This window comes from Streptomyces sp. NPDC031100 (assembly GCF_055570785.1).
In genome coordinates this window covers 501,250-523,449 of record NZ_JBVIGN010000004.1, presented here as the reverse complement: position 1 = coordinate 523,449, position 22,200 = coordinate 501,250, and the positions used below count along the sequence as shown (strand labels likewise).

Here is a 22,200-nt window from a genome sequence, read left to right as displayed (position 1 = left end):
GCCTTCCAGTCGGTGGAGACTCAAGGAGCGCGGTGGAGACCTTGCGGGACATTCTCGACGGTGCGGCGCAGGGCGTCTTCCCACCGCCGGACGGCGGCACGACGGTCATTCCCCAGCCCTCTCCCCGGGACGCCGGTGTGCTGGCCTTCACCGCCCACTCGGTCGTGTTCACCGACGAGGATCCGGACTGGGTGCGCGAGGCGCTGCGCGCGGTCGGGGACGAGGCCGACGCGCTGGCCGCCACGATGAACGCGCGTTTCCTGACCGCCCTCATGGACCGCACGGGGCGCCGTGCGGACACGATCGACGTGATGCTCGTCGGATCGCCGCTGCCGGGGCGTCCGGCGCTCGGGCTGCGGCAGATCGCCGACCCGTCCCATCCGCGGGTGGTCAGCTCGCGGCGGCGGCGCGACGACGTCCGGGTGTGGGCCGCGGACGGCGGTGTGCTGGTGCTGGGGCGCGGGGTGGCGGGCCGGCTGGAGGCGGCGGTCGAGGTGGACGACGCGGTACGGCACCGGGGGCTGGGCCGGGCCCTGGTGACGGCGGCGCGGCAGCTGGCCGGGGAGCCGGTGTGGGCCCAGGTGTCGGCGGGGAACGCCCGCAGCATGCGGGCGTTCCAGGCGGCCGGGTACCGTCCGGTGGGTTCGGAGCTGTTGCTTCAGCGGAAGATACCGGTGTGCCCGAGTGAGTAGCGGCCGGGCTGCGGGTAGACGGCGAGGCCGTGGGGGCCGCTGCCGACCCTGATGCGGGCCAGTTCGGTGCCGGTGCGGGCGTCGATGGCGTACACCTCGGAGTTGTAGCGGCCGGAGAGCCACAGCACCTTGCCGTCGGCCGAGACCCCGCCCATGTCGGGGCTGCCGCCGCCGGGCAGGTGCCACTTCTTGGTGAGCCGGTTCCGGGCGAAGTCGAAGACGGAGATGGTCCCCTCGCCGCGGTTGGAGATGTACATCTCACGGGAGTCCCGGCTGACGTACAGCCCGTGGGCGCCCTTGCCGGTGGCGAGGAACGTCGGCTCGGGGAAGGTGTCCCCGTTCACGATCCACAGGCCGTTCGCCACCATGTCGGCGATGTAGAACAGCTTGCCGTCCGGGGAGACCTTGACGTCCTGCGGCATCGCGCCGTGCAGGGGCAGTTTCCGCTGGGCCAGGACCTGCATCCGCGCGGTGTCGACCTTCAGCAGTTCGCCGCTGAACTCGCAGGAGACGATGAAGTACCGGCCGTCCCTGGAGAAGTCGGCGTGGTTGACGCCGTAGCAGCTGACCGGGACGGACTTGACGACCTTCATGGTGTGCGCGTCGCGGAAGACGAGCTGACGGTCCATGGAGGCCATGACGATCGCGTACTTGCCGTCGGGCGTGAAGTACAGGTTGTACGGGTCGTGCACGGCCACCGGCCGGCCGGCCTTCCCGGTCCTCGGGTCGATGGGGGTGAGGCTGTTGCCGAGGTCGTTGTTGACCCACAGGGTCTTCAGGTCCCAGGACGGCACCACGTGCTGGGGCTGCCGGCCGACCGGGATGGTCTCGAGGATCCGGTAGGTCGCGGGGTCGATGACGGTGACGGTGTCGGAGTTGGTGTTGGGGACGTACACCCGGGACGGGAAGTCCCTGACGACCGGAGACAGCTGGTTCGGGCGGTCGGCCGCGTAGACGTCCTTCGGGTCCTGCACCGGTGGCATCCCGGGCAACACGTCCACCTGCTGCTTCTTCACCTGCGGCTGAACCGGTGGCGCCTTGCTGCCGAGGGCCTCGTTCTCGTGGTGCGCGGTGCCGCCGCCGCATGCGGACAGCAGGGCCAGGGCGGTGAGGGCGGTCCCGGCGGCCAGGAGGCGGACGGCTTTCGTTGGTTGCATCAGCTCAGCAGCTCCGTGGTGGTGACCGCGTGCAGGTGACGACGGTCGAGTTCGTGGAGTACGGCGGGGAGGGCGGCGACCGTGTCCGGGTACCCGAAGTGCAGGCTCACCACCGATCCGCTGCGCACGTCGGCGAGAACCTTGCGGGTGACGGCGTCGGCGCCGGGGCGGGTGTAGTCGAGCGAGTCGACGTCGTACGACAGCACGTGCGGGTAGCCGGCGGCGCGGGCGAGACGGGTGACCAGAGGGGAGGCGGTCGGGGAGCGGGAGGGGCGGAACCAGGTGCCGATGGAACCGGTGAGCCGCTTGAGGCGCTCGGCGCAGTCGGTGATCTCCTGGGCGGCCTCGCTTTCGGCCATGGCGTTGACGGAGAGGTGCCGCTGGGTGTGGTTGCCGAGGTCGTGGCCGCCGTCGAGGATGCGGTGGGCGAGGCCCGGGTGTTGGTCCAGCCAGGTGCCGACGGCGAGCACGGTGAGCCGGGCGCCGCGCTGTTCGGCCGCGTTGAGCAGGGACTCGGCGAGGTCCGGGTCACCCTGGCCGTGGAAGGTGAGGGCGACCCGGGCGCGGGTGCGCGGGCCGTGGGTGATCTGGGCGGGCTGCCCGGGGTAGGCGCGGGGTGCGGGTGCGGTGCGGGACGTGGCCGCAGGGTGGCCGGACGCGCGGGCGGACGCGGCGGTCGCGAGCGGGCCGCCCTGGCCTGCACCGCACCCGGCGACGAGCGCACCCCCGGCGACGAGCCCGGCACCCGCGCGCAACGCCCCGCGTCGGTTGGTCGTGGTCACGCGCACCATTTAAGGGGCGATGGGTGAGAAAACCGCCGATTAGCCTGTTCGAGGGACGATTTCGGGTCGCGGTGACGCACGGCGCCCTAGGGCCTGTCGGGCGGATCATGCCGGAGACGCGGGGCCTGGCACGCCCATCTGCCGCGTTGTCGTCAGTTGCCGACGCTCCGCGTCGCCGCCCTCCTCCGCCTTGCAGCTGGACGCACCAGGCCCCGCTCACCAGCGCTGATAAGGCGCCGTAGACTCCCTGCGACCTGATCCGCCGGACAGGCCCTAGCGGTCGGCGACCCTCATCTCGAACCAGGTGGTCTTGCCGCGCGGCAGGAGGTCGACGCCCCAGCGGTCGGAGAGTTTGTCCACCAGGAACAGGCCGCGGCCGCTGACGTCCATGTCCTGAACCGGCATCAGACAGGGCAGCCCCCGGGAGGGATCGCGGACCTCGACGCGGATCCAGCCGCGGCGGCGGCGCATCCGGAGGCCGAAGACCCGGGCCCCGGTGTGCCGTACGGCGTTGCCGACGAGTTCGGAGACGAGTAAGACCGCGTCCTCGGTCATCTTGGGGGTCAGCCCCCACTGCCGCAGCACGACGACCTGGGCCAGCCGGCGCGCGGTCGCGGCGGACTCCGGGAGGGACGGCAGCGGGACCTCCGCCTCCGTCGGGTCACCGAACAGTTCGAGCGCCTGGAGCGCCCGTTCGTCCTCCACCGCGGGCGACCAGCGCGCCGCGGCCGCACGGCTGTGTCCCCGCGGCTGTTCGATGCCCTCCAGCCCCGCCATGCCCCCATGATGGCCGTCCGGGGCCGTCTCCGTGGCCGTTCCGGAGGAATACGCCCCCCGTGCGCCCCCGTTCCACCCCGGCCCGCGGGCATATGCCGACGGCATGTCAGGGTCTACGGCAGCCCCATCGACCTGCGACGACGGCTCGCTTCCGGGCAATCGACAGACTCCCTCGACGAGGCAGGCTTAAGGGTGCCTTAAGGCTCCCATAAACCGCCCCATCGAGGGACCCGGATCAGACAAGGCGTCAACTACAAGCCCTGCCGGGATAGTTAGCCGGTGAAGTTCACAGGAACTTCGCCTTGCCCGGACCCTCCTCCACGAAGCTGCGCATGCCCCGCTCGCGGTCCTCGGTGGCGAACAGACCGGCGAACCAGTTCCGCTCGACGGCGAGCCCGGTGTCGATGTCGGTCTCCAGTCCGGTGTCGATCGACTCCTTCGCCGCGCGCAGCGCGATCGCCGGTCCCTGGGCGAGCCTGGCCGCCCAGGCGTGCGCCTGCTCGTACACCTCGGCGGCCGGGACGACCCGGTCCACCAGACCGATCGCGAGGGCCTCGTCGGCCTTCACCTGACGGCCCGTGAAGATCAGGTCCTTGGCCTTGGAGGGGCCGACCAGCCGCGGCAGGCGCTGGGTGCCGCCGGCACCGGGGATGAGGCCGAGCAGGATCTCGGGCTGGCCCAGCTTGGCGTTGTCGGCGGCGATCCGGTAGTCCGCGCACAGGGCCAGCTCGCAGCCGCCGCCGAGCGCGTACCCGGTGATGGCCGCGACGACGGGCTTGGGGATGCGGGCCACGGCGGTGAAGGAGTCCTGCAGGGCGCGGGCGCGCAGGACCATCGCGGTGTGGTCCATGTCCTGCATCTCCTTGATGTCCGCGCCCGCCGCGAACACCCGCTCGCCGCCGTAGATCACCACGGCGCGTACGTCCTCGCGGCGCGTGGCCTCCTCGGCGAGCTCCTTCAGCCGGTCCTGCGTGGCGACGTCCAGCGCGTTCATCGGCGGCCGGTCCAGACGCAGGATTCCGACACCTTCGGCGACTTCGAGATTCACGGTCATGCGCAGCAGGTTAACGGGGACTAACGGCCAGCGGGTCGGTGGGGGATCAACGGGAGCGGGCCCGGTGCCGTGAGTCACAGCACCGGGCCCGCACCTCAGCGAGGGCTCACTTCTTCCAGTCGGCCCACGACATGTTCCAGCCGTTGAGGCCGTTGTCGGGGGCCACCGTGCGGTCGTGGGAGTTCTTCACGACCACCACGTCGCCGCTCATCGAGTGGTTGAAGAACCAGGCCGCCGGAACGTCCTTGTCGTAGCCGCCGCGCACATCGCGCAGGCCGACGCAGCCGTGGCTGGCGTTGTAGTTGCCGAAGGCGTCGCCGCCCCAGTAGTTGCCGTGGATGAAGGTGCCGGAGTCGGTGAGGCGGATGGCGTGCGGGACGTCCTTGATGTCGTACTCGCCGCCATAGCCGACGGTCTCGCCGTTCATGCGGGTCACGGTGAGCTTCTCGCGCATGACCATCTGGCCGTTCCAGGTGTCGTAGCCGGGCTTGCCCGTGGTGACCGGGATGGTCTTGATGACCTTGCCGTCCTGGGTGACCTTCATCGTGTGCTTCTTGGCGTCCACGTAGGAGACCTGGTTGCGCCCGATGGTGAACTTCACCGTCTTGTGCTGCTTGCCGTAGACGCCGTCGCGGCCCTCGACGCCGTCGAGGTTGAGGTCGACGGTGACCTTCGTGCCGGCCTTCCAGTACTTCTCGGGCCGGAAGTCCAGGCGGTCGTTGCCGAACCAGTGGCCCTCGACGTCCACGGCCGGCTCGGTCTTGATCCTGATGGCCTTCTCGACGTCCTGGGGGTTGGTGATGCCCCGGGTGAAGCGGACGGAGAACGGCATGCCCACCCCGACGGTGGAGCCGTCCTCGGGGGTGAAGGTGCCGAGGAAGGTGTTCGTCGGGGTGAGCGTGGTGAAGCTGGAGTCCTCGGCGGCCTCGCGGCCCTCGGAGTCCTTGGCGACCGCGTGCACCGTGTACTTGGTGCCGCCGGCCAGATGGATCGACGGCGTCCACGAGGCGCCGTCGCCGCTGATGGCGCCGTCGACCTTCGCGCCCTTGCCGTCCTTGACGGTGACCTCGGTCAGCTTGCCCTTGGTCACGTTCACCTTCAGCGCGCCGCTGGTGTCGACGCCCCTGGCACCGGACTTGGGCGAGATGCTGACGGCGGCCGTCGACTGCCCGCCCTGCTGCGTGGCGTCCTTGCCCTTGCCGTTCCCCGAACCGGACCCCGAGTCGTCACCGCCGCCGCACGCGGTGAGGGTCACCAGCAGGGCGCCGGCTATCAGCGCCGTCCCCTTACGGCCTCTCCCCCGCACCGATGCCCCCGATATCGGCCGCATGTTCACTTGCTCTCCCCTCGTCGGGCCAGGTCAGGCCCGCTCCCCACCACACTTGGTGTGCGCATGTTAACCGCAGGGTTTTGAGCGGAGTGTCAGGTGAAGGTCACCGTTCCGTCGCAAATTCAACCGACCGCCGCCACCCGAAACCCCGCCCCCATCTGGTTACTTGACCGCACTGCCCGCTTTCCACTCCTTCCACGCCATGTTCCACCCTCCGAGGCCGTTGTCGGGAGCGACCGTTTTGTCCTTGCTGTTGACGACTTCGACGACGTCTCCGACGAGGCTGCGGTCGAAGAACCAGCCCGCCGGGGTGTCCGAGCTGCCACCCTTGACGTCCAGGAGACCGACGCAGCCGTGGCTGACGTTGACATGGCCGGGGGCGTCCGGGGACCAGTAGTTGCCGTGCAGGAAGGTGCCGGACTCGGTGAGCTTCATGGCGTGCGGGACGTCGGGGATGTCGTACTCGCCGCCGAAGCCGACCGTCCGGCTGTTCATGCGGGTGACCTCCAGCATCTCCATCACCACCATCTTCCCGTTGTAGGTGGGGGTCTTGGGGGCGCCGGCGGTGATCGGCACGGTGGTGAGCAGCTGCCCGTCGCGCCGTACCTCCATCATGTGTTCGGCCGCGTCCACCCGGGACACCTGGCTGCGGCCGACGGTGAAGGTGAACGTCCTGCGCTGCAGGCCGTAGACGCCGGGCGCGCCCTCGACGTCCCTGAGGCCGAGGTCGACGGTGACCTCGGTGCCGGGCTTCCAGTAGGTCTCGGGGCGGAAGTCGAGGCGGGTGGTGCCGAACCAGTGCGGGCGGATCTCCACGGACGGTTTCGCGCTGACGCGTACGGCGCGTTCGACGGCGGCGCGGTCGGCGATCTCCCGGTTGAAGGAGAGGGAGACGATCATTCCGGTGCCGACGGTGGAGCGGTTCTCGGGGGTGACGTAGCCGATGAACCGCTCGTCCGGGACGTAGGTGGTGAAGGTGGTGTGCCGGGCCGAGCGGTGGCCGTGTGCGTCCAGCGCGACCACGTCGACGGTGTACTTGGCGGCGAGCGCCAGCCGTTTCTCGTCGGGTTCCCAGGTGATCCCGTCGGCGCCGACGTGCCCGGGGACCGGGGTCTCCTGCGCGTCCTGGGACTTGACGACCTTCACCTTCTCCAGGCGCCCGCCCGGCACCCGTACCCGCAGCCCGTCCCCCGGCCGGATGCCCTTGGCGCCGTCGTCCGGGGTGACCCGGATGACGTCCTCGGGGGCCGGGGGTTTGCCGAGGACCCCGTCGATGTCCAGTCCGCCGGGGCCGCCCGAGGTGCAGCCGGCCAGCAGACCCGCCCATGTCACTGCCGCGGCCAGCGCGGCCCCCGCGCGCCGTGCGCGTCCTTGTACGTGCCTCACGTGGGACTCAACGACGCGGCCCGCTCCGGGGAAACGTGAGTGCGACGCCAGTGCTGGGCAGAACTGTGGGGAGGACGACGCGAAGGGGAGCCGCCGCGCCACGTCGGAGCCGTCGGGGCGCAGCCGTACCGGGCGGCCGAGCGTGCCGGAGGGCACCCTCGGCCCTTCGGCGCGGCCGACTGCGCCCCGCGGGCGAGCCACCGAAAGAGGGGCCGACTGGTGACGAGCGCAGCCGAGCAGCGGGCACGGGCCGAGGGGCGGACCGCCGAGAGCGGGCACCGGGCGGCCGCGGTGAGCGGCGCCCGGCGCGCCGTCCCGCCGGCCCCGCCCGTGTGGCCGGGGGCGCCGACACCGCTGGGGGCCCGGTTCCGGGTCGGCCCGGACGGGGTCGCGGGCACCAACTTCGCGCTGTGGGCGGGCGGGGCGGAGGCGGTGCGGCTGTGCCTGTTCGACGAGCGCGGCCGGGAGACACAGGTCCCGCTGACCGAACTGACGCACGAGATCTGGCACGGCTTCGTCCCGGGCGTGATGCCGGGTCAGCGGTACGGCTATCGGGTGGACGGCCGCTGGGACCCGTGGACCGGCGCCCGCTGGAACCCGGCCAAGCTGCTGCTGGACCCGTACGCGCGGGCGGTGGACGGCGAGTTCGGCCTGCCACCGGAGGTGTACGGGCATGTCCGGGACTGGCCGGAGCAGCAGGTCGCCGACACCGTGCGCGACGACCGGGACTCGGCGCCGCACGTCCCCAAGGGTGTCGTCGTCGACGATGACGACGACTGGGAGGACGACCGCCGCCCCAAGACGCCATGGGCCGACTCGGTGATCTACGAGCTGCACGTACGGGGCTTCACCAAGCTGCACCCCGGCATCCCCGAGAAACTGCGCGGCACGTACGCCGGTCTGGCGCACCCGGCCGCGATCGAGCACCTGGTGCGGCTGGGCGTCACGGCCGTGGAGCTGCTCCCCGTGCACCAGTTCGCCCACGAGGACCATCTGCTGCGCCGCGGCCTGAAGAACTACTGGGGCTACAACTCCATCGGCTACTTCGCCCCGCACGCGGCCTACGCGGCCTCCGGTACGACGGGCCAGCAGGTCGGCGAGTTCAAGCGGATGGTCCGCGCGCTGCACGCGGCCGGCATCGAGGTCGTCCTCGACGTGGTCTACAACCACACCGCCGAGGCGGGCGAGCTGGGCCCCACGCTCTCCCTGAAGGGCATCGACAACCGCGGCTACTACCGCCTCCAGGACGACGCCCGCCGGTTCGCCGACTACACCGGCTGCGGCAACACCCTGCACGTGGTCCAGCCCCAGGTGCTGCGGCTGATCACGGACTCGCTGCGCTACTGGGTGACGGAGATGGGCGTGGACGGCTTCCGCTTCGACCTGGCGGCGGCGCTCGCCCGCTCGATGCACGACGTCGACATGCTGTCTCCCTTTCTCGCCGTCATCGCCCAGGACCCGGTGCTGCGCCGGGTCAAGCTCATCGCCGAACCCTGGGACATCGGCTCGGGCGGCTACCAGGTGGGTGCCTTCCCGCCGCTGTGGACGGAGTGGAACGACCGCTACCGCAACGCCGTACGGGACTTCTGGCGCCATGCGCTGCCCGACGTACGGGAGATGGGCTACCGCCTGTCCGGCTCCAGCGACCTGTACGCCTGGGGCGGCCGCCGCCCCTACGCCTCGGTCAACTTCGTCACCGCGCACGACGGTTTCACCCTGCGCGACCTGGTGTCGTACGAGACCAAGCACAACGAGGCGAACGGCGAGAACAACCGGGACGGCACGAACGACAACCGTGCCTGGAACTGCGGGACGGAGGGCGAGACGGACGACGAGCGGGTGCGGGCGCTGCGGCGCAGGCAGCTCAGGAACCTCCTGACGACCCTGCTGCTGTCCACCGGCGTGCCGATGCTGGTCGCGGGCGACGAACTAGGGCGCACCCAGCGCGGCAACAACAACGCCTACTGCCAGGACAACGAGATCAGCTGGCTCGACTGGTCCCTGCTGGACGACCCCGCCTGGCGCCCCCTGTTCGACCTGACCTCCCGGCTGATCGCCCTGCGCCACCGGCACCCGGTGCTGCGCCGCCGCGCCTTCTTCTCCGGCCGCGCCCACTCGGCGGACGGACTGCGCGACCTGGCCTGGTTCACCTCCCGAGGCGAGGAGATGACCGAAGGAGACTGGTACGCACCCGCCGCCACGCTTGGCATGTATCTGTCCGGTCGGGACATCCCGGGCCGGGACGAGCGGGGCGCGCCGGTCGTGGACGACAGCTTCCTGGCGGTGCTGCACGCGGGCGACCGGCCGACGGGTTTCGTGCTGCCGGGCCCGCCCTGGGCGGAGGCGTACGAGGTCGTGGTCGACACCTCCCGCGAGGACCAGGCCGAGGCGCCGGGCACGGTCCACCGGGCGGGCACGGAGATCACGGTCCCGGCGCGGGCCGTGCTGCTGCTGCGGGTCGACTGACACTGTGTGACTTCCGTGTGTGACGCGGATCACGCTCGCCGAGTGCAGCACGGGAGGGGGTCCAGGGCCTTTCCCCCTATGGAGAAACTGCCGGCGAGAACGGGGACCGTGGGAATGGAGCAGGCTCGGGCCGGTGAGTACGACGCGTTCGTGGCGGCCCGCTGGTCGGTGTTGTTCCATCTCGCCCGTCTGCTCACCGGAGGGGATCGGCATCGGGCCGAGGACCTGTTGCAGGAATCCTTGGTCAAGCTGTGGTTCGTCTGGCCGAAGGTCGCCGACGAGGCACCGGAGGCGTATGTGCGCAAGGTGCTGGCCCGGGCCGCGGCCCGCTCGGCCCGCCGGCGCTGGTGGGGCGAGCGGCCCGTCGAGGAGCTGCCCGAGGTGGCGGCGGCCGGCGACATGTCGGCGACCGTCGCCGAGCGCTCCCGGCTGGAGGCGGCGCTCGCACAGCTGAGCCCGCGGCAGCGGGCCGCCGTCGTGCTGCGCTACTACCAGGACCTGCCCGACCGGCAGGTCGCGGAGATTCTGGGCTGCCCGGTGGGCACGGCCCGGTCCCATGCCGCGCGCGGGGTGGCCCGGCTGCGCCGGCTCCTGGCCGACGTCATCGAGCCGGTGGGGTGAGGAAGAAGCCATGGATCACTTCGAACGGCAGCTGGCGCAGCTGATGCACAGCACCCAGGAGCACACGCCCCTCGAGGCCGGGCACCGGGAGCGGCTGCACGCGGGCGTGCGGACCCGGCGCCGGGTGCGGGCCGCGCGCCGGGCCGCCGGATCCGTCCTGGCGGTGGCCGGGCTCGGTCTCGGGCTGTTCCTGTGGCCGAGCGCGCCGGGCACCGACCGGCCGAGCGCACCCCCTCCGCAGACCTCCGTCAGCCCGGCACCCACCCCGAGCACGTCCCCGGCACCTGACGACTCGCCGAGTCCGCCGCCCAGCTCGACGCCGACCACGGGGGCGCCGAACCCGGGCGGGACGACGGAGACCTCCGTGCCGCCCGCGTCGTCGGGGAGCCCCGACCCGGGCACCGCACCGCCGCCCACCGGCACGGCCACGGAGACCGCCACCTCCCGGGGCGCGGCCTCCTCGCCGCCGCCCACGGAGTCCGAGAGCCCGCCGGACGATCCGTCGTCCACGGCGTCCACGGCGTCCACGACGGTCAGCCCGACCGGATAGCCCGCCCGCCCTCACCGCCCTGTGTGCCTTCGGCATGCCTCGAACCAGAGAACATAAGGGACTTACGTGATAAACCTCCGCCCGGGCCGGGCGACACCGGCCAGGACACCCCTGCCCCGGCGCGCGCCGCTGACGGCCCATCACGAGGAGCCCGTCCTGGACGTGGCCGTGCCGGTGTTCAACGAGGAGACGGACCTGGAGCCGGGCGTCCGGCGGCTGCACGCGCATCTGCGGGACACCTTCCCCTACCCGTTCCGGATCACCGTCGTCGACAACGCGAGCACGGACCGCACCCCGCACATCGCCGCCCGCCTCGCGGACGAGCTGGCCGAGGTGGAGTCCATACGGCTGCCCGAGAGGGGACGCGGCCGGGCGCTGCGCGCGGCCTGGTCCGGCTCACGGGCGCCCGTCCTGGCGTACACGGACGTGGACCTGTCCACCGGGCTCGCGGCGCTGCTCCCGCTGGTCGCACCACTCATCTCGGGCCACTCCGACTTGGCCATCGGCACCCGTCTCGCCCCCGGCGCCCGGGTGGTGCGCGGCCCGAAGCGGGAGGTCATCTCCCGCTGCTACAACGTCCTGCTGCGCTGCACCCTCGCCGTGGGCTTCTCGGACGCGCAGTGCGGGTTCAAGGCGGTGCGGCGCGATGTCGCCGAGCGGCTGCTGCCGCTGGTGCGGGACGGGGAGTGGTTCTTCGACACCGAGCTGCTGGTGCGCGCCGAGCGGGCGGGGCTCAGGATCCACGAAGTGCCGGTGGACTGGGTCGACGATCCCGACAGCCGGGTCGACATCCTCGCCACCGCACTGGCCGACCTGCGCGGGATCGCCCGCATGCGGCGCGAACTGGCCCACCGCCGCCGTACGGGGTCGAGCACCGCATGACCACGACCCTGCACCGCATACCCGCCCCGGCCCCGGAACACCCGCCCGCCCTCCGCGAACGCCTGCGCGCCGCCGCCCACCACCACGGCCCGGTCCTCGCCTTCTACGGCGCCCTCAAGCTGCTCGGCTTCTGCTCCTTCATGTACCTGCTGGACTCGGCCGGCGACTTCCGCACCAAGCACCCCCGGTTCGGCGGCGGGGCACACACGTGGGACGTGCTGGCCACCTGGGACGGCTGGTGGTACCAGCAGATCGCGCTGCACGGCTACGACCCGAAGCTCGTCCACATCCCCGGCGCCACCGGCCTGATCACGCTGGAGGGCAACTCGGCGGCGTTCTTCCCGCTCTACCCGGCGCTGATGCGGCTGACATCGGCGGTCACCGGACTGGGCTCGTACGGCGCCGGCCTGCTGGTCTCCGTCGTCGCCTCGTTCGTCGCCGCCCTCGGGATCTACGCCGTCGCCGACTGGTTCGCCGGCCGGCGGGCCGGTCTCACCGCGGCCGGGCTGTGGGCGGTCTGGCCCGGTTCCGGCGTGGAGTGGGCGGTCTACTCCGACTCCCTCTACGTCGCCCTCGCCGCCTGGGTCTGCTACGCGGTCATGACCCGCCGCTGGCTCACCGCCGGCGTCCTCGCCTTCGCGGCCGGCCTCAACCGCCCCACGGCCGCCGCCCTCATCGCCGCCCTCGCCGTCGCCGCCCTGTGCGCCCTGCGCGACCGCCGGGACGGCATTCTGCGCCCACTCCTCGCCATGGCCCTCGCCCCCCTCGGCCTGCTCGGCTACCTGGGCTGGGCGGGCCACCGGATGGGCGACTGGGGCGGCTACTTCGAGCTCCAGTCGGGCGCCTGGGCCCACGAGTTCGACTACGGCAAGCAGACCTTCGACGTCCTGACGTCCGTCCCGGTGGGCCACTTCACGTACCTGTCGGCGTTCCCCTTCGCGGACGTCATCGGAGTCGGAGTCGTCCTGCTGGCCTTCGCGCTGCTCCCCCTGCTGCTCCGGCTGCGGCCCCCCGCGGTGCTGGTCGTCCACACGGTGCTGACGCTCGCCCTGGTCCTCGGCAGCCAGCAGATCTTCGCCAACGTCTCGCGCTATCTGCTGCCTTGCTTCCCGCTGTTCCTCCCGCTGGCCGTGGCCATGCGCCGCCTCAGCCTGCGCGTCCTGTGCACGCTGCTCGGCATCGCCGCCGTGGCCTCCGGCTCGTACGCGGGGTATGCGCTGTTCGAACTCGGGGTGCCGTAGATCCCCGATCCCACCTGCCGGACAGCTTCTTGACGCCGCGTACGGTCCCTGGCACGGTCCTTGGATCATGAGGCCTTCCGCGGAACACCGGTGCGCGTGCGTCGCGCTCGTGGCGCGGCGTCACGTCGATCTGTGCCGGCAGGCAAGCGCCATCTGTCGCTGAGCCGGAGCCTCACTCACCCCTCTTCTTCCTTTTCTTCGCCCTGCCGTGCCCCGCCCCGGGGTACGGCTGTCTTGAGGATCCCGTATGTCCGACATTTCACGCCGTACCTTCGGCGGGCTCATCGGCGGTGGCGCGGTCACCGCCGTAGCCGGCACAGCGACCACCGCAGAGGCGGCTCCCGCCGAGCGCCCGTTCCGAGCCCGTACGACCGCCTCCCACCAGGCCCGCCCCAACTTCCTGGTCATCCTCGGTGACGACCTCGGCTGGGCCGACCTGTCCTCCTACGGCGCCCCGCACATCAGGACCCCGAACCTGGACCGGCTGGCCCGCCAGGGCGTGCGCTTCACCGACGCCTACTCGGGCTCGGCGACCTGCTCCCCCACCCGGTTCAGCCTCTACACCGGCCGCTATCCCGGCCGCGCGAAGGGCGGCCTGGCCGAGCCCATCGCCAACCGGGCGCAGGGCCTGGACCCCAACCACCCGACCCTCGCCTCCCTCCTGAAGCAGGCCGGCTACGCCACCGCCCTCATCGGCAAGTGGCACTGCGGCTGGCTCCCCGACTACAGCCCCACCAAGTCCGGCTGGGACGAGTTCTTCGGCAACCACGGGGGCGTGCTGGAGTACTTCTCCAAGCTGGGCCAGCTCGGCGCCTACGACCTGTACGAGGGCGACGCGGAGTACAAGGACCTGCGCTACTACACGACCGTACTCACGGAGCGGGCCGTGGAGTACGTGAGCCGTGAGCACGACAAGCCCTGGTTGCTGAACCTCAACTTCACCACCCCGCACTGGCCGTGGCTGGCGGAGGGCGACGAGGAAACCGGCGCCGAGATCGCGGCGAAGATCCGTGCCGCCAAGACCCAGGCGGAGGTCAGCAACGCCCTCAACCACTACGACGGCGGCTCGGTCGCCAAGTACACGGAGATGGTGGAGAGCCTCGACGCGGCCGTCGGCGAGGTGCTCGCCGCGCTGCGCCGCTCCGGTCAGGAGGACAACACCCTGGTGCTGTTCGCCAGCGACAACGGCGGTGAGCGCTGGTCGTACCTGTGGCCGCTCAGCGGTGAGAAGTTCGTCCTCCAGGAGGGCGGCATCCGGGTGCCGGCCATCGTGCGCTGGCCGTCCCACATCGACGGCCATCAGGTCAGCCACGAGCCGAACTTCTCCCCCGACTGGACCGCCACCCTGCTGGAGCTGGGCGGCGCCCGCCCCGACCCGGCCTACCCGCTGGACGGCACCAGCCTCGCGGGCTATCTGCTGCGCGGCGAGAGGCTGCCTGAACGGGACCTCTTCTGGCGGGTCCGGGCCAACCGGGCCCTGCGGCGCGGCGACTGGAAGTACTACCAGGACTCCGCCGGCAAGGACCACCTGTACAACCTGGCCGAGGATCTGCGCGAACAGGCGGATCTGGCGCCGGACAGGCCGGAGTTGCTCACCGAACTGAAGGGTGCGTGGGAGAGGATCGCGGCAGGTCTGCTGCCGTATCCGGGTTAGGCCAGGCTCCCGTGTTTCCTTCGGGATCCGTGGTGATGCGTAGTGGTGGTGTGTCACGGGGCAGGGCCGGTGTCGTATGTGGGTGCGTGGATCGAATGCGTGACCTTTCCGCAGGTGTGTCGTTGATCGGATGACAGCACGGTACGGGTGAGGGGAGGGAGTGCGGGTGAGCCGGAGGCTGCCGCTCGGTGCGGGGGAGACGGCCCGTACCGCCTGTGCCCGTGGTCTGCTGCGGACGGGCGTGGTGGAGAAGACGGGTGAGGTGCTGTCAGCCGCCGTGCCGGCCGAGCGAGTGGGCTGGGCGGCGGATCTGGTGGCCCGCATGGCCGCCGATCTGCTGGCCGCGCACTGGAACGCGGTCGATGCGCAGACACTGGCCGGTGGTGTGGATGCCGGGGGCAGGGCGTTGCCGTCGAACGCGTGGATGGCGCTACGGCGGCTGGACTGGACGGCCGGGACGCCGGAGGATGTCCGTGTCAATGACCGGATCGTGCGTATGGCCCAGGAACAGGCCGGGCGCCTGCTGCGGTCGGCGAAGTGGCGGGCCGATCTGACCGCCGGGGTCCTGGCGGCGTGGCCTGCCGATCCCGCGCGCCGCACCCCGGGCGAATGGGATGCCGTTCGCGAGGCGATCCCCGACGGCCGGCACTTGCCCTCCAGCGTCATCAGGGCCCGGACCCGGCAGATCACCGCCTTCCATCGCGGGCACGACCGCATGCCGGCCGACGTGTTTGAGCTGGAAGCCGCACCTCGCGTGGCGCGGATGCTGCTGCTGTCGGCGTGTGACCGGCAGCAGGCCACTATCGCCCGCGGTGATGATCCGAGCCGGGCACTGCTGCGGCTGCAGCTGCCCACCCGCCCCGGCCCGCGCTCGTACGCGGACTGGACGTGGGTGGCCTGCCCCATCACGTTGCCGCCGACCGTCCCGCCCGGCGCGGTACTCCACCTGCCCACCCTGCGCATCCACCGGGGCCGGGCCGGGTCCACGCCGACCTCGCCCACACACACGCCGTACCCACAGCCCGGCGTAGTGGGCACACGACCGCGCTGGGCGTGGACTGGGGCCTGAACACGCTGCTGAGCGCGGGCGCGGTCCGGCTCCACGACAACGGCACGATCACCGCGCTCGGATCCGGCGCCAAGTTCCGGGCGGCCGGGGTGCCGGCCAAACAGCACCGGCTGCGCCGCACCGGCGAGTACCTGCACGCCAAGACCACCCACTACCAGCAGCTCATCGGCGGCACCGAGAGCCACCGTCTGACCGGCAAACACGCCGTCCTGGCTCAGGAGAGCCGGCACGTGTCGGCCCGCCGCTCGAACCTGAATGCCGCGCTGGCCTGGGCTGCCGCCCGGTGGACGGTCGACCAGGCGATCGCCGCCGGCGCGAGCGTGATCTACGTCGAGGACCTGCGCTCGATGGAGGCCCAGGGCATGGGCCGCACCCTCAACACCCGCCTGTCCCAGCAGGTCCGCGGGCAGATCGTGGACCGGATGCGGCACCTGGCCGCCGAGGCGGGCATCGCCGTGGTCACCGTCCCCGCGCGGGGCACCTCCCGGCACTGCCCCCGCTGCCTCCTTCCCCTGCGGCACCGAAAAGCCCCCGACCGGCCCACCACACCCGGCTGGAAATGGGCCATCTGCCCTACTCCGGACTGCAATTGGCAGGGCGACCGCGACACGGGCGCCTGGCAGTGCATCGCCGCCCGCGGCCTCACCCACCAAGCCAAGACCGTGGTCGACCGCACGAGCGGGACCATGGTCATCCGCAGCGTGGTCGACCGGTTCGAAGCCACCGCCGTGGTCGCACCGGCCACCGCACCAGCCCGCCGGGACCGGTCCAAGACCGGACCCACCCGGCGCCGCACTCCACGCCCCGCGCCCAGGCGACGCAGGGCACCCTCCCCCACCGGCCCCTCGGGTCCGGCGGGAAAGCGTCCGGAGGGACACACTCACACGGACCAAAGTCGGCTGCCCCGCGCAGCCCACCGGCACCAGGGCGTGACGACGATCAGCACACCCACCACCGGCCACAGACACCGTCACCGGCCCCAAGGGGCAGCACTGGGCGCAGGATTCCACCTGCACACCCACGCCACCCCACCACGGTGGGAAACGATCCAACCGATCCCGCAACCCGCGGATCACATAGGATCACGTAGCTGATCAGAGACGCTGTCCCGCCAAGCCCGGTGCAGGTCGGCGAACCGGCCCGTAACCGCGATCAGTTCGTGCGGGTGGCCGTCCTCGACGATCCGGCCGTGTTCCATGACCAGCACCCGGTCGGCGATCTCCACGGTGGAGAGGCGGTGCGCGATCACCACGGCGGTACGGCCCTTCAGGACTGTCGACATCGCCCGCTGCACGGCCCGTTCACCCGGGATGTCCAGGGAGCTGGTCGCCTCGTCCAGGATGAGGACCGCCGGGTCGGCGAGCAACGCGCGGGCGAAGGCGACCAGTTGGCGCTGGCCGGCCGAGATGCGCCCGCCGCGCTTGCGTACGTCGGTGTCGTACCCGTCGGGCAGGGCGCTGATGAACTCGTGCGCGCCGATCGCCTTCGCGGCCTGCTCGATCTCCTCGCGGGTGGCGTCGGGCCGGCCGATCGCGATGTTGTCCGCGACCGTGCCGGAGAACAGGAACGCCTCCTGCGTCACCATGACCACCCCGCGGCGCAGCTCGGGCATCGCCAGCTCGCGCAGGTCGGCGCCGTCCAGCAGCACCCGGCCGTCCGAGGGGTCGTAGAAGCGGGCGAGCAGCTTGGCCAGGGTCGACTTGCCCGCGCCGGTGGAGCCGACGACGGCGACGGTCTGCCCGGCCGGAAGGGTCAGGTCGAAGCGGGGCAGCACCTCGCCGCCGGTGCGGTAGGCGAAGCGGACCCCGTCGAAGTCCACCTCGCGGCCGGGGAACTCGCTTTTCAGCGGCGGGAGTTCGCGGGGTGCCGACGGCTCCGGCACGGACGGCGTCTGCGCCAGCAGGCCCGCTATCTTCTCCAGGGAGGCGGCCGCCGACTGGTAGGAGTTCAGGAACATGCCGAGCCGGTCGATCGGGTCGTACAGCCGGCGGAGATACAGCACGGCCGCCGCCAGCACACCCAGCGCCAGCGAGCCGGAGGCCACCCGGTAGGCGCCCCACAGCACGATCGCCGCGACCGCCGTGTTGGCCACCAGCCGGGACCCGACCACGTACCGGGCCATCTCCAGCAGCGCGTCCCCGTTCGTCCGCTCGTGCCGCCGGTTCAGTACGGCGAACTCGGCGTCGTTCGCAGCCTCCCGGCGGAAGGCGCGCACCGGCCGGATGCCGTTCATCGTCTCCACGAACTTCACGATCACCGCCGCGATCGCCGTGGAGCGGGTCCGGTACACCCGCCCCGCGCGCCGCTGGTAGAGCCGTACGAGCAGGTACAGCGGCACGAAGGAGGCCACCGCGACCGCGCCGAGGCCGAGATCCAGCCACAGCAGCGTCGCCGAGATGTAGACGAAGGACAGCACGACGGTCACCAGCTCCTGGAGCCCCTCGTCGAGGAGTTCGCGCAGCGACTCGACGTCCGTCGTGGAGCGGGAGATCAGGCGACCGCTCGTGTATCGCTCGTGGAAGTCGATGCTCAGCGCCTGGGCGTGCCGGAAGATCCGGCCGCGCAGGTCCAGCAGCACGTCCTGGCTGACCCGGGCGGAGACCTCGATGAACGCGAACTGCAGCCCGCCGGAGAGCAGCGCGCACAGCAGATAGCCGACGGCGACCGCGATCAGCGGTCCGTGGTCGTGGTCCCGGAACGCCGGTACGGCGTTGTCGATGGCGTACGCCACCAGCAGCGGGCCCGCCTGCACCGCTGCCTGCTGGAGCAGGAGCAGGAGCGTGGTGAGGGCGACCCGGGCCTTCATGGGCGCGAGCAGCGAGCGGAGCAGGGAGGCGGTGGCGCCGGGCGGGGTGGGCAGGACGTCCTGGTCGAAGGGGTCGCCGGTGGCCTTGGGGCGCGGGAGATCGTCGTCGTCGGTGGCGGGGGCGGCGGTCGTCGTGGTGGTCATCGGTCGTCCTCCGGGTCGCCTTGTTCGCCGGACATCAGGTGCGCGTACTCGGGGTTGCTGCGCAGCAGTTCCTGGTGGGTGCCGACGGCGGCGATGCGGCCGCCCGACAGCAGGGCGACCCGGTCGGCGAGCAGCACCGTGGACGGGCGGTGGGCCACGATCAGCGCGGTGGTGTCGGCAAGGACCTGTCGCAGGGCGGCCTCCACGGCGGCTTCCGTGTGCACGTCCAGGGCGGACAGCGGGTCGTCCAGGACGAGGAACCGAGGCCGGCCGACGACCGCGCGGGCCAGTGCGAGGCGCTGGCGCTGGCCGCCGGACAGGCTCAGGCCCTGTTCGCCGACCTTGGTGCCGGTGCCCTGCGGGAGCGCGTGTGCGAACTCGGCCTGTGCGACGGCCAGGGCGCGGTCGAGGTCCGCCTCCGCGGCGGCGCCGTCCGCGGCCCCCATGAGCACGTTCTCGCCGACGCTCGTCGAGAAGAGGGTGGGTTCCTCGAAGGCGACGGCGACCTTGGCGCGGAGTTCCTCGCGGGACATCGCGGTGATGTCGATGCCGTCCAGGGTGATGCGGCCGGAGGTCAGCTCGTGGAGGCGTGGGATGAGGGCGGTCAGGGTCGTCTTCCCGCTGCCGGTGGCTCCGACCAGGGCCATGGATTCGCCGGGGCGTATGTGGAGGTCGATGCGGTCGAGGAGGGGCGGGGAGTCGGGTGGGGCGTCGGGGTAGCGGAAGGCGACGTTCTCGAACCGGAGTCCGACTGCGTCTGCGGATTTGTCGGTGCGGGCAGCAGCGTCGGCGCCCGCGTCTTCCGGCTCCTCGTCCATGACCTCGAAGTACCGCTCCGTAGCCGTGGCCGCCTCCTGGCTCATCGCCAGCAGGAAGCCGATCGAGTCCACCGGCCACCGGAGCGCAAGTGCCGTGCTCAGAAAGGCGACCAGCGTGCCCGTGGACAGTTCGCCGTCGGCCACCCGCAGAGCGCCCAGCACCAGCGCCGCCCCGATCGCCACCTCCGGAAGCGTCACGATGACGCCCCAGATGGTGGCCAGCAGCCGCGCCTTGCGCAGCTCCGTGCCACGCAGCGTGCCCGACAGCGCCCGGAACGCGCGGGCCTGGCTGCGGTGCCGGCCGAAGCCCTTGATGATGCGGATGCCGAGGACGCTCTCCTCGACCACCGTCGTCAGGTCCCCGACCTGGTCCTGGGCGAGCCGCGCCACCTCGGCGTAGCGGCGCTCGAAGACCACGCAGGTCCACAGCACCGGGACGGCGGGCCCGAGGACGACCAGTCCGAGCACCCAGTCCTGCATCAGCATGATCACCACGCCGACGAGGATCGTCACCGCGTTGACCAGCAGGAAGGTCAGCGGGAAGGCGAGGAACATGCGCAGCAGCATCAGGTCGGTCGTGCCGCGGGAGAGCAACTGGCCGGATGCCCACCGGTCGTGGAAGGACACGGGCAGCCGCTGCAGATGGCGGTACAGGTCCGCCCGCATGCCGGCCTCGACGTGCGACAGCGGCCGGGCCACCAGCCAGCGCCGTATGCCGAACAGGACGGCCTCGGCGATGCCGAGCAGCAGCAGATACAGCGCCCCCAGCCACACCCCGGCCGGGTCCCGGTCGGCGACCGGCCCGTCGACCATCCACTTCAGGACGAGCGGGATGACCAGTCCGGTGCAGGAGGCGACGATCGCGACGAACGCGGCCGTGAACAGCCGCGCCCGCACGGGGCGGACGTAGGGCCACAGCCGCAACAGGGTGCGGACGGAGGATCGGTGCTCGGTGGTTGCACGTGTCGTGGGCATCATCGCGAGCGTACGGATCCGCACTGACATCGCCCACCGAGTTTTGGCCGCCCGCGCTGATGGGGCGTCTTATTCGATGGAGCAACCATCCTTACGCTGAGTACGTTCGACGTCTCCGGTCAGGACCGCTGTCCCGGTGAGTCGAGCGGAACGGGGGACGGATGATCGACGCCTACGAGGAGCCTGGCACGCCCGACATCCGCGGCGGCTGGCACTACCTGTGGTGGCTGGTGATGCGGCAGCCGGTGCGGTCGTTGGTCGGGGCGTTCCTGGGCAGTGCGTGGATGGTGCTGCTGGCGGCGCAGCCGTACATGCTGGCGCGGGCGGTGGACGACGGGCTGGTGCCGGGCCGGACGGGCGTGCTGGTCCGGTGGACGGTCGCGATGTTCGCGGTCGGCGCGGTGAACGCCTGGCTGAGCATCATGCGGCACCGCACGATGACCCGGGTGCGGATGGACGCCAACTTCCGCACGGTCAAGCTGGTCGTCGGGCACGCGGCCCGGCTGGGGGCGGTGCTGCCGCGCCGGGCGGGGGCCGGTGAGGTCGTCACCATCGGGGTCGGTGACGTGCAGACCCTCGCCCAGGCGCTGACCGTGGTCGGGCCGGGAGTGGGCTCCATCGTGGTGTACCTGGTGGTGGCCGGGCTGCTGCTGGCCATCTCGGCGCCGCTGGCCGCCGTGGTGCTGCTCGGGGTGCCGGTGATCGCGCTGCTCACCGGGCCGCTGACGCTGCGGCTGCAGGGCGCGGAGAGCGAGTACCGGGAGCGGCAGGGCGTGCTGACGGCCCGCATCGGCGACCTCGCGAGCGGGCTGCGCGTCCTCAACGGCCTGGGCGGCAAGGGGCTGTTCTCGGACGCCTTCCGGAAGGACTCACAGCGGCTGCGCGTGCAGGGCTACCGGGTGGGCGCGGTGGCCAGCTGGGTGCAGGCGCTCGGGGTGGGCCTGCCCACGCTGTTCCTGGCCGTGGTGACCTGGCTCGCGGCCCGGCTGGCGGCCCAGGGGTCCATCAGCGTGGGCGAGTTGGTGGCGGTGTACGGCTATGTGGCCGTGCTGATCGGGCCGGTGGCGTTCTTCGTGCAGATGGCCTACGAGCTGAACCGGGGCGTGGTGGCCGCCCGGCGGGTGGTACGGCTGCTGCGCCTGGAGCCGGAGCCGGACGAGGGCGAACTGCCCGCGCCGGAGGGGCCGGCCGAGCTGTGCGACCCGGCGTCCGGGGTGCGAGTGCCGCCGGGCCGGCTGGTCGCGCTGGCCGCCGCCCGCCCCGCCGAGGCCGCCGCCGTGGTCGACCGCCTGGGCCGGTACGGGCCCACCGACGCCACCTGGGGCGAGGTACGGCTCGACGCGGTCCCGCTGGCCGACGTACGGGAGCGGATCCTGGTCGCGGACAACGAGGCGGACCTGTTCGCCGGGCCGCTCGGGGAGGTCGTGGCGGCCGGGCACACGGCCGACGAGGCCGCGCTGCGCCGGGCGGTGTACGCGGCCGCCGCCGAGGACGTCGTACGAGGACTGCCGGACGGACTGGACTCGGCCGTCGCCGGCCAGGGCCGCAGCCTCTCCGGCGGGCAGCGGCAGCGCATCCGCCTGGTGCGGGCCCTGCTGGCCGACCCCGAGGTCCTGCTCGCCGTCGAACCGACCTCGGCGCTGGACGCCCACACGGAGGCGACGGTCGCCGAGCGGCTACGGACGGCGCGGGAGGGTCGTACGACCCTCCTGGCGAGCACCTCACCCCTGGTGCTGGACCGCGCGGACACGGTCCTGTTCCTGGTCGACGGCAAGGTGACGGCAGCCGGACCGACG

Annotated in this window: 18 protein-coding genes and 1 pseudogene; 11 read left to right on the top strand and 8 right to left on the bottom strand. The window is 71.9% G+C overall.

The annotated features are described in order from the left end of the window. Window positions 1-32: 32 nt before the first annotated feature. Window positions 33-692, top strand: a complete 660-nt coding sequence (locus ACZ5DS_RS14255; protein WP_468237501.1) for a GNAT family N-acetyltransferase — start codon at window positions 33-35, stop codon at window positions 690-692. Here ACZ5DS_RS14255 and ACZ5DS_RS14250 read toward each other — a convergent pair. The 6 genes from ACZ5DS_RS14250 to ACZ5DS_RS14225 all read right to left on the bottom strand — a co-directional run bounded on the left by ACZ5DS_RS14250 (window position 659) and on the right by ACZ5DS_RS14225 (window position 7,178). Beyond that, window positions 659-1,849 (bottom strand): YVTN family beta-propeller repeat protein, encoded by a 1,191-nt coding sequence (locus ACZ5DS_RS14250; RefSeq protein ID WP_468237498.1) that lies wholly within the window; start codon window positions 1,847-1,849, stop codon window positions 659-661. The genes ACZ5DS_RS14255 and ACZ5DS_RS14250 overlap by 34 nt on opposite strands. Then, window positions 1,849-2,640 (bottom strand): polysaccharide deacetylase family protein, encoded by a 792-nt coding sequence (locus ACZ5DS_RS14245; RefSeq protein WP_468237496.1) that lies wholly within the window; start codon window positions 2,638-2,640, stop codon window positions 1,849-1,851. Before ACZ5DS_RS14245 ends, ACZ5DS_RS14250 begins: the two co-directional genes overlap by 1 nt. Before the next feature lie 264 nt (window positions 2,641-2,904). Then, a complete protein-coding gene (locus ACZ5DS_RS14240; RefSeq protein ID WP_468237493.1) occupies window positions 2,905-3,408 on the bottom strand; it encodes an ATP-binding protein in 504 nt (167 codons plus the stop codon). Between the two features lie 286 nt (window positions 3,409-3,694). Next, window positions 3,695-4,462: an enoyl-CoA hydratase/isomerase family protein gene (locus ACZ5DS_RS14235; protein ID WP_468237491.1), complete on the bottom strand. Its 768-nt coding sequence runs from the start codon at window positions 4,460-4,462 to the stop codon at window positions 3,695-3,697. A gap of 106 nt (window positions 4,463-4,568) precedes the next feature. Beyond that, window positions 4,569-5,798 (bottom strand): L,D-transpeptidase, encoded by a 1,230-nt coding sequence (locus ACZ5DS_RS14230; RefSeq protein ID WP_468237488.1) that lies wholly within the window; start codon window positions 5,796-5,798, stop codon window positions 4,569-4,571. Window positions 5,799-5,954: 156 nt separating this feature from the next. Beyond that, on the bottom strand, window positions 5,955-7,178 hold the full coding sequence (locus ACZ5DS_RS14225; protein WP_468237486.1) for a L,D-transpeptidase: 1,224 nt from the start codon (window positions 7,176-7,178) through the stop codon (window positions 5,955-5,957). A 219-nt stretch (window positions 7,179-7,397) separates the two neighbouring features. On the opposite strand from ACZ5DS_RS14225, the gene glgX reads away from it, so the two are divergent. From glgX to ACZ5DS_RS14180, 9 genes and pseudogenes are all read left to right on the top strand, one after another. Continuing rightward, window positions 7,398-9,644 (top strand): glycogen debranching protein GlgX, encoded by a 2,247-nt coding sequence (gene glgX / locus ACZ5DS_RS14220; RefSeq protein WP_468237483.1) that lies wholly within the window; start codon window positions 7,398-7,400, stop codon window positions 9,642-9,644. 114 nt (window positions 9,645-9,758) lie between these two features. After that, window positions 9,759-10,265, top strand: a complete 507-nt coding sequence (locus ACZ5DS_RS14215) for a SigE family RNA polymerase sigma factor (protein ID WP_468237480.1) — start codon at window positions 9,759-9,761, stop codon at window positions 10,263-10,265. Between the two features lie 10 nt (window positions 10,266-10,275). Continuing rightward, window positions 10,276-10,815, top strand: coding sequence for a hypothetical protein (locus tag ACZ5DS_RS14210; RefSeq protein ID WP_468237478.1), 540 nt, complete (start codon window positions 10,276-10,278; stop codon window positions 10,813-10,815). Window positions 10,816-10,944: 129 nt separating this feature from the next. Further along, a pseudogene (locus ACZ5DS_RS14205) lies at window positions 10,945-11,664 on the top strand (dolichyl-phosphate beta-glucosyltransferase); the annotation flags it as partial. 29 nt (window positions 11,665-11,693) lie between these two features. Further along, the gene (locus ACZ5DS_RS14200; RefSeq protein ID WP_468237475.1) at window positions 11,694-12,938 is read left to right on the top strand and encodes a hypothetical protein; all 1,245 of its coding nucleotides are present in this window, start codon (window positions 11,694-11,696) and stop codon (window positions 12,936-12,938) included. Further along, a complete protein-coding gene (locus tag ACZ5DS_RS14195; RefSeq protein WP_468237473.1) occupies window positions 12,910-13,101 on the top strand; it encodes a putative leader peptide in 192 nt (63 codons plus the stop codon). The genes ACZ5DS_RS14200 and ACZ5DS_RS14195 overlap by 29 nt, the downstream gene beginning before the upstream one ends. A gap of 84 nt (window positions 13,102-13,185) precedes the next feature. Continuing rightward, window positions 13,186-14,592: a sulfatase family protein gene (locus ACZ5DS_RS14190; RefSeq protein ID WP_468237470.1), complete on the top strand. Its 1,407-nt coding sequence runs from the start codon at window positions 13,186-13,188 to the stop codon at window positions 14,590-14,592. Window positions 14,593-14,758: 166 nt separating this feature from the next. Further along, window positions 14,759-15,661: a hypothetical protein gene (locus ACZ5DS_RS14185; RefSeq protein ID WP_468237467.1), complete on the top strand. Its 903-nt coding sequence runs from the start codon at window positions 14,759-14,761 to the stop codon at window positions 15,659-15,661. Continuing rightward, window positions 15,646-16,755 carry a zinc ribbon domain-containing protein gene (locus ACZ5DS_RS14180; protein WP_468237465.1) on the top strand — a complete coding sequence of 370 codons (1,110 nt, stop codon included), beginning with the start codon at window positions 15,646-15,648 and terminating at the stop codon, window positions 16,753-16,755. Before ACZ5DS_RS14185 ends, ACZ5DS_RS14180 begins: the two co-directional genes overlap by 16 nt. Here ACZ5DS_RS14180 and ACZ5DS_RS14175 read toward each other — a convergent pair. Beyond that, on the bottom strand, window positions 16,734-18,611 hold the full coding sequence (locus ACZ5DS_RS14175; RefSeq protein WP_468237463.1) for an ABC transporter ATP-binding protein: 1,878 nt from the start codon (window positions 18,609-18,611) through the stop codon (window positions 16,734-16,736). The two genes, ACZ5DS_RS14180 and ACZ5DS_RS14175, sit on opposite strands and share 22 nt — an antisense overlap. Then, the gene (locus ACZ5DS_RS14170) at window positions 18,608-20,404 is read right to left on the bottom strand and encodes an ABC transporter ATP-binding protein (RefSeq protein WP_468237460.1); all 1,797 of its coding nucleotides are present in this window, start codon (window positions 20,402-20,404) and stop codon (window positions 18,608-18,610) included. The genes ACZ5DS_RS14175 and ACZ5DS_RS14170 overlap by 4 nt, the downstream gene beginning before the upstream one ends. 161 nt (window positions 20,405-20,565) lie before the next feature. On the opposite strand from ACZ5DS_RS14170, the gene ACZ5DS_RS14165 reads away from it, so the two are divergent. Further along, on the top strand, window positions 20,566-22,200 hold a 1,635-nt coding region (locus ACZ5DS_RS14165; protein WP_468237459.1), incomplete at its 3' end, for an ABC transporter ATP-binding protein.

Excerpts from the sequence above, each read along its gene's own strand:
- ACZ5DS_RS14215 (WP_468237480.1), top strand. The coding sequence starts at position 9,759 with ATGGAGCAGGCTCGGGCCGGTGAGTACGACGCGTTCGTGGCGGCCCGC.
- ACZ5DS_RS14250 (WP_468237498.1), bottom strand. The coding sequence starts at position 1,849 with ATGCAACCAACGAAAGCCGTCCGCCTCCTGGCCGCCGGGACCGCCCTC.
- ACZ5DS_RS14170 (WP_468237460.1), bottom strand. The coding sequence starts at position 20,404 with ATGCCCACGACACGTGCAACCACCGAGCACCGATCCTCCGTCCGCACC.
- ACZ5DS_RS14240 (WP_468237493.1), bottom strand. The coding sequence starts at position 3,408 with ATGGCGGGGCTGGAGGGCATCGAACAGCCGCGGGGACACAGCCGTGCG.
- ACZ5DS_RS14245 (WP_468237496.1), bottom strand. The coding sequence starts at position 2,640 with ATGGTGCGCGTGACCACGACCAACCGACGCGGGGCGTTGCGCGCGGGT.
- ACZ5DS_RS14200 (WP_468237475.1), top strand. The coding sequence starts at position 11,694 with ATGACCACGACCCTGCACCGCATACCCGCCCCGGCCCCGGAACACCCG.
- ACZ5DS_RS14210 (WP_468237478.1), top strand. The coding sequence starts at position 10,276 with ATGGATCACTTCGAACGGCAGCTGGCGCAGCTGATGCACAGCACCCAG.
- ACZ5DS_RS14190 (WP_468237470.1), top strand. The coding sequence starts at position 13,186 with ATGTCCGACATTTCACGCCGTACCTTCGGCGGGCTCATCGGCGGTGGC.
- ACZ5DS_RS14235 (WP_468237491.1), bottom strand. The coding sequence starts at position 4,462 with ATGACCGTGAATCTCGAAGTCGCCGAAGGTGTCGGAATCCTGCGTCTG.
- ACZ5DS_RS14195 (WP_468237473.1), top strand. The coding sequence starts at position 12,910 with ATGCGCTGTTCGAACTCGGGGTGCCGTAGATCCCCGATCCCACCTGCC.
- ACZ5DS_RS14175 (WP_468237463.1), bottom strand. The coding sequence starts at position 18,611 with ATGACCACCACGACGACCGCCGCCCCCGCCACCGACGACGACGATCTC.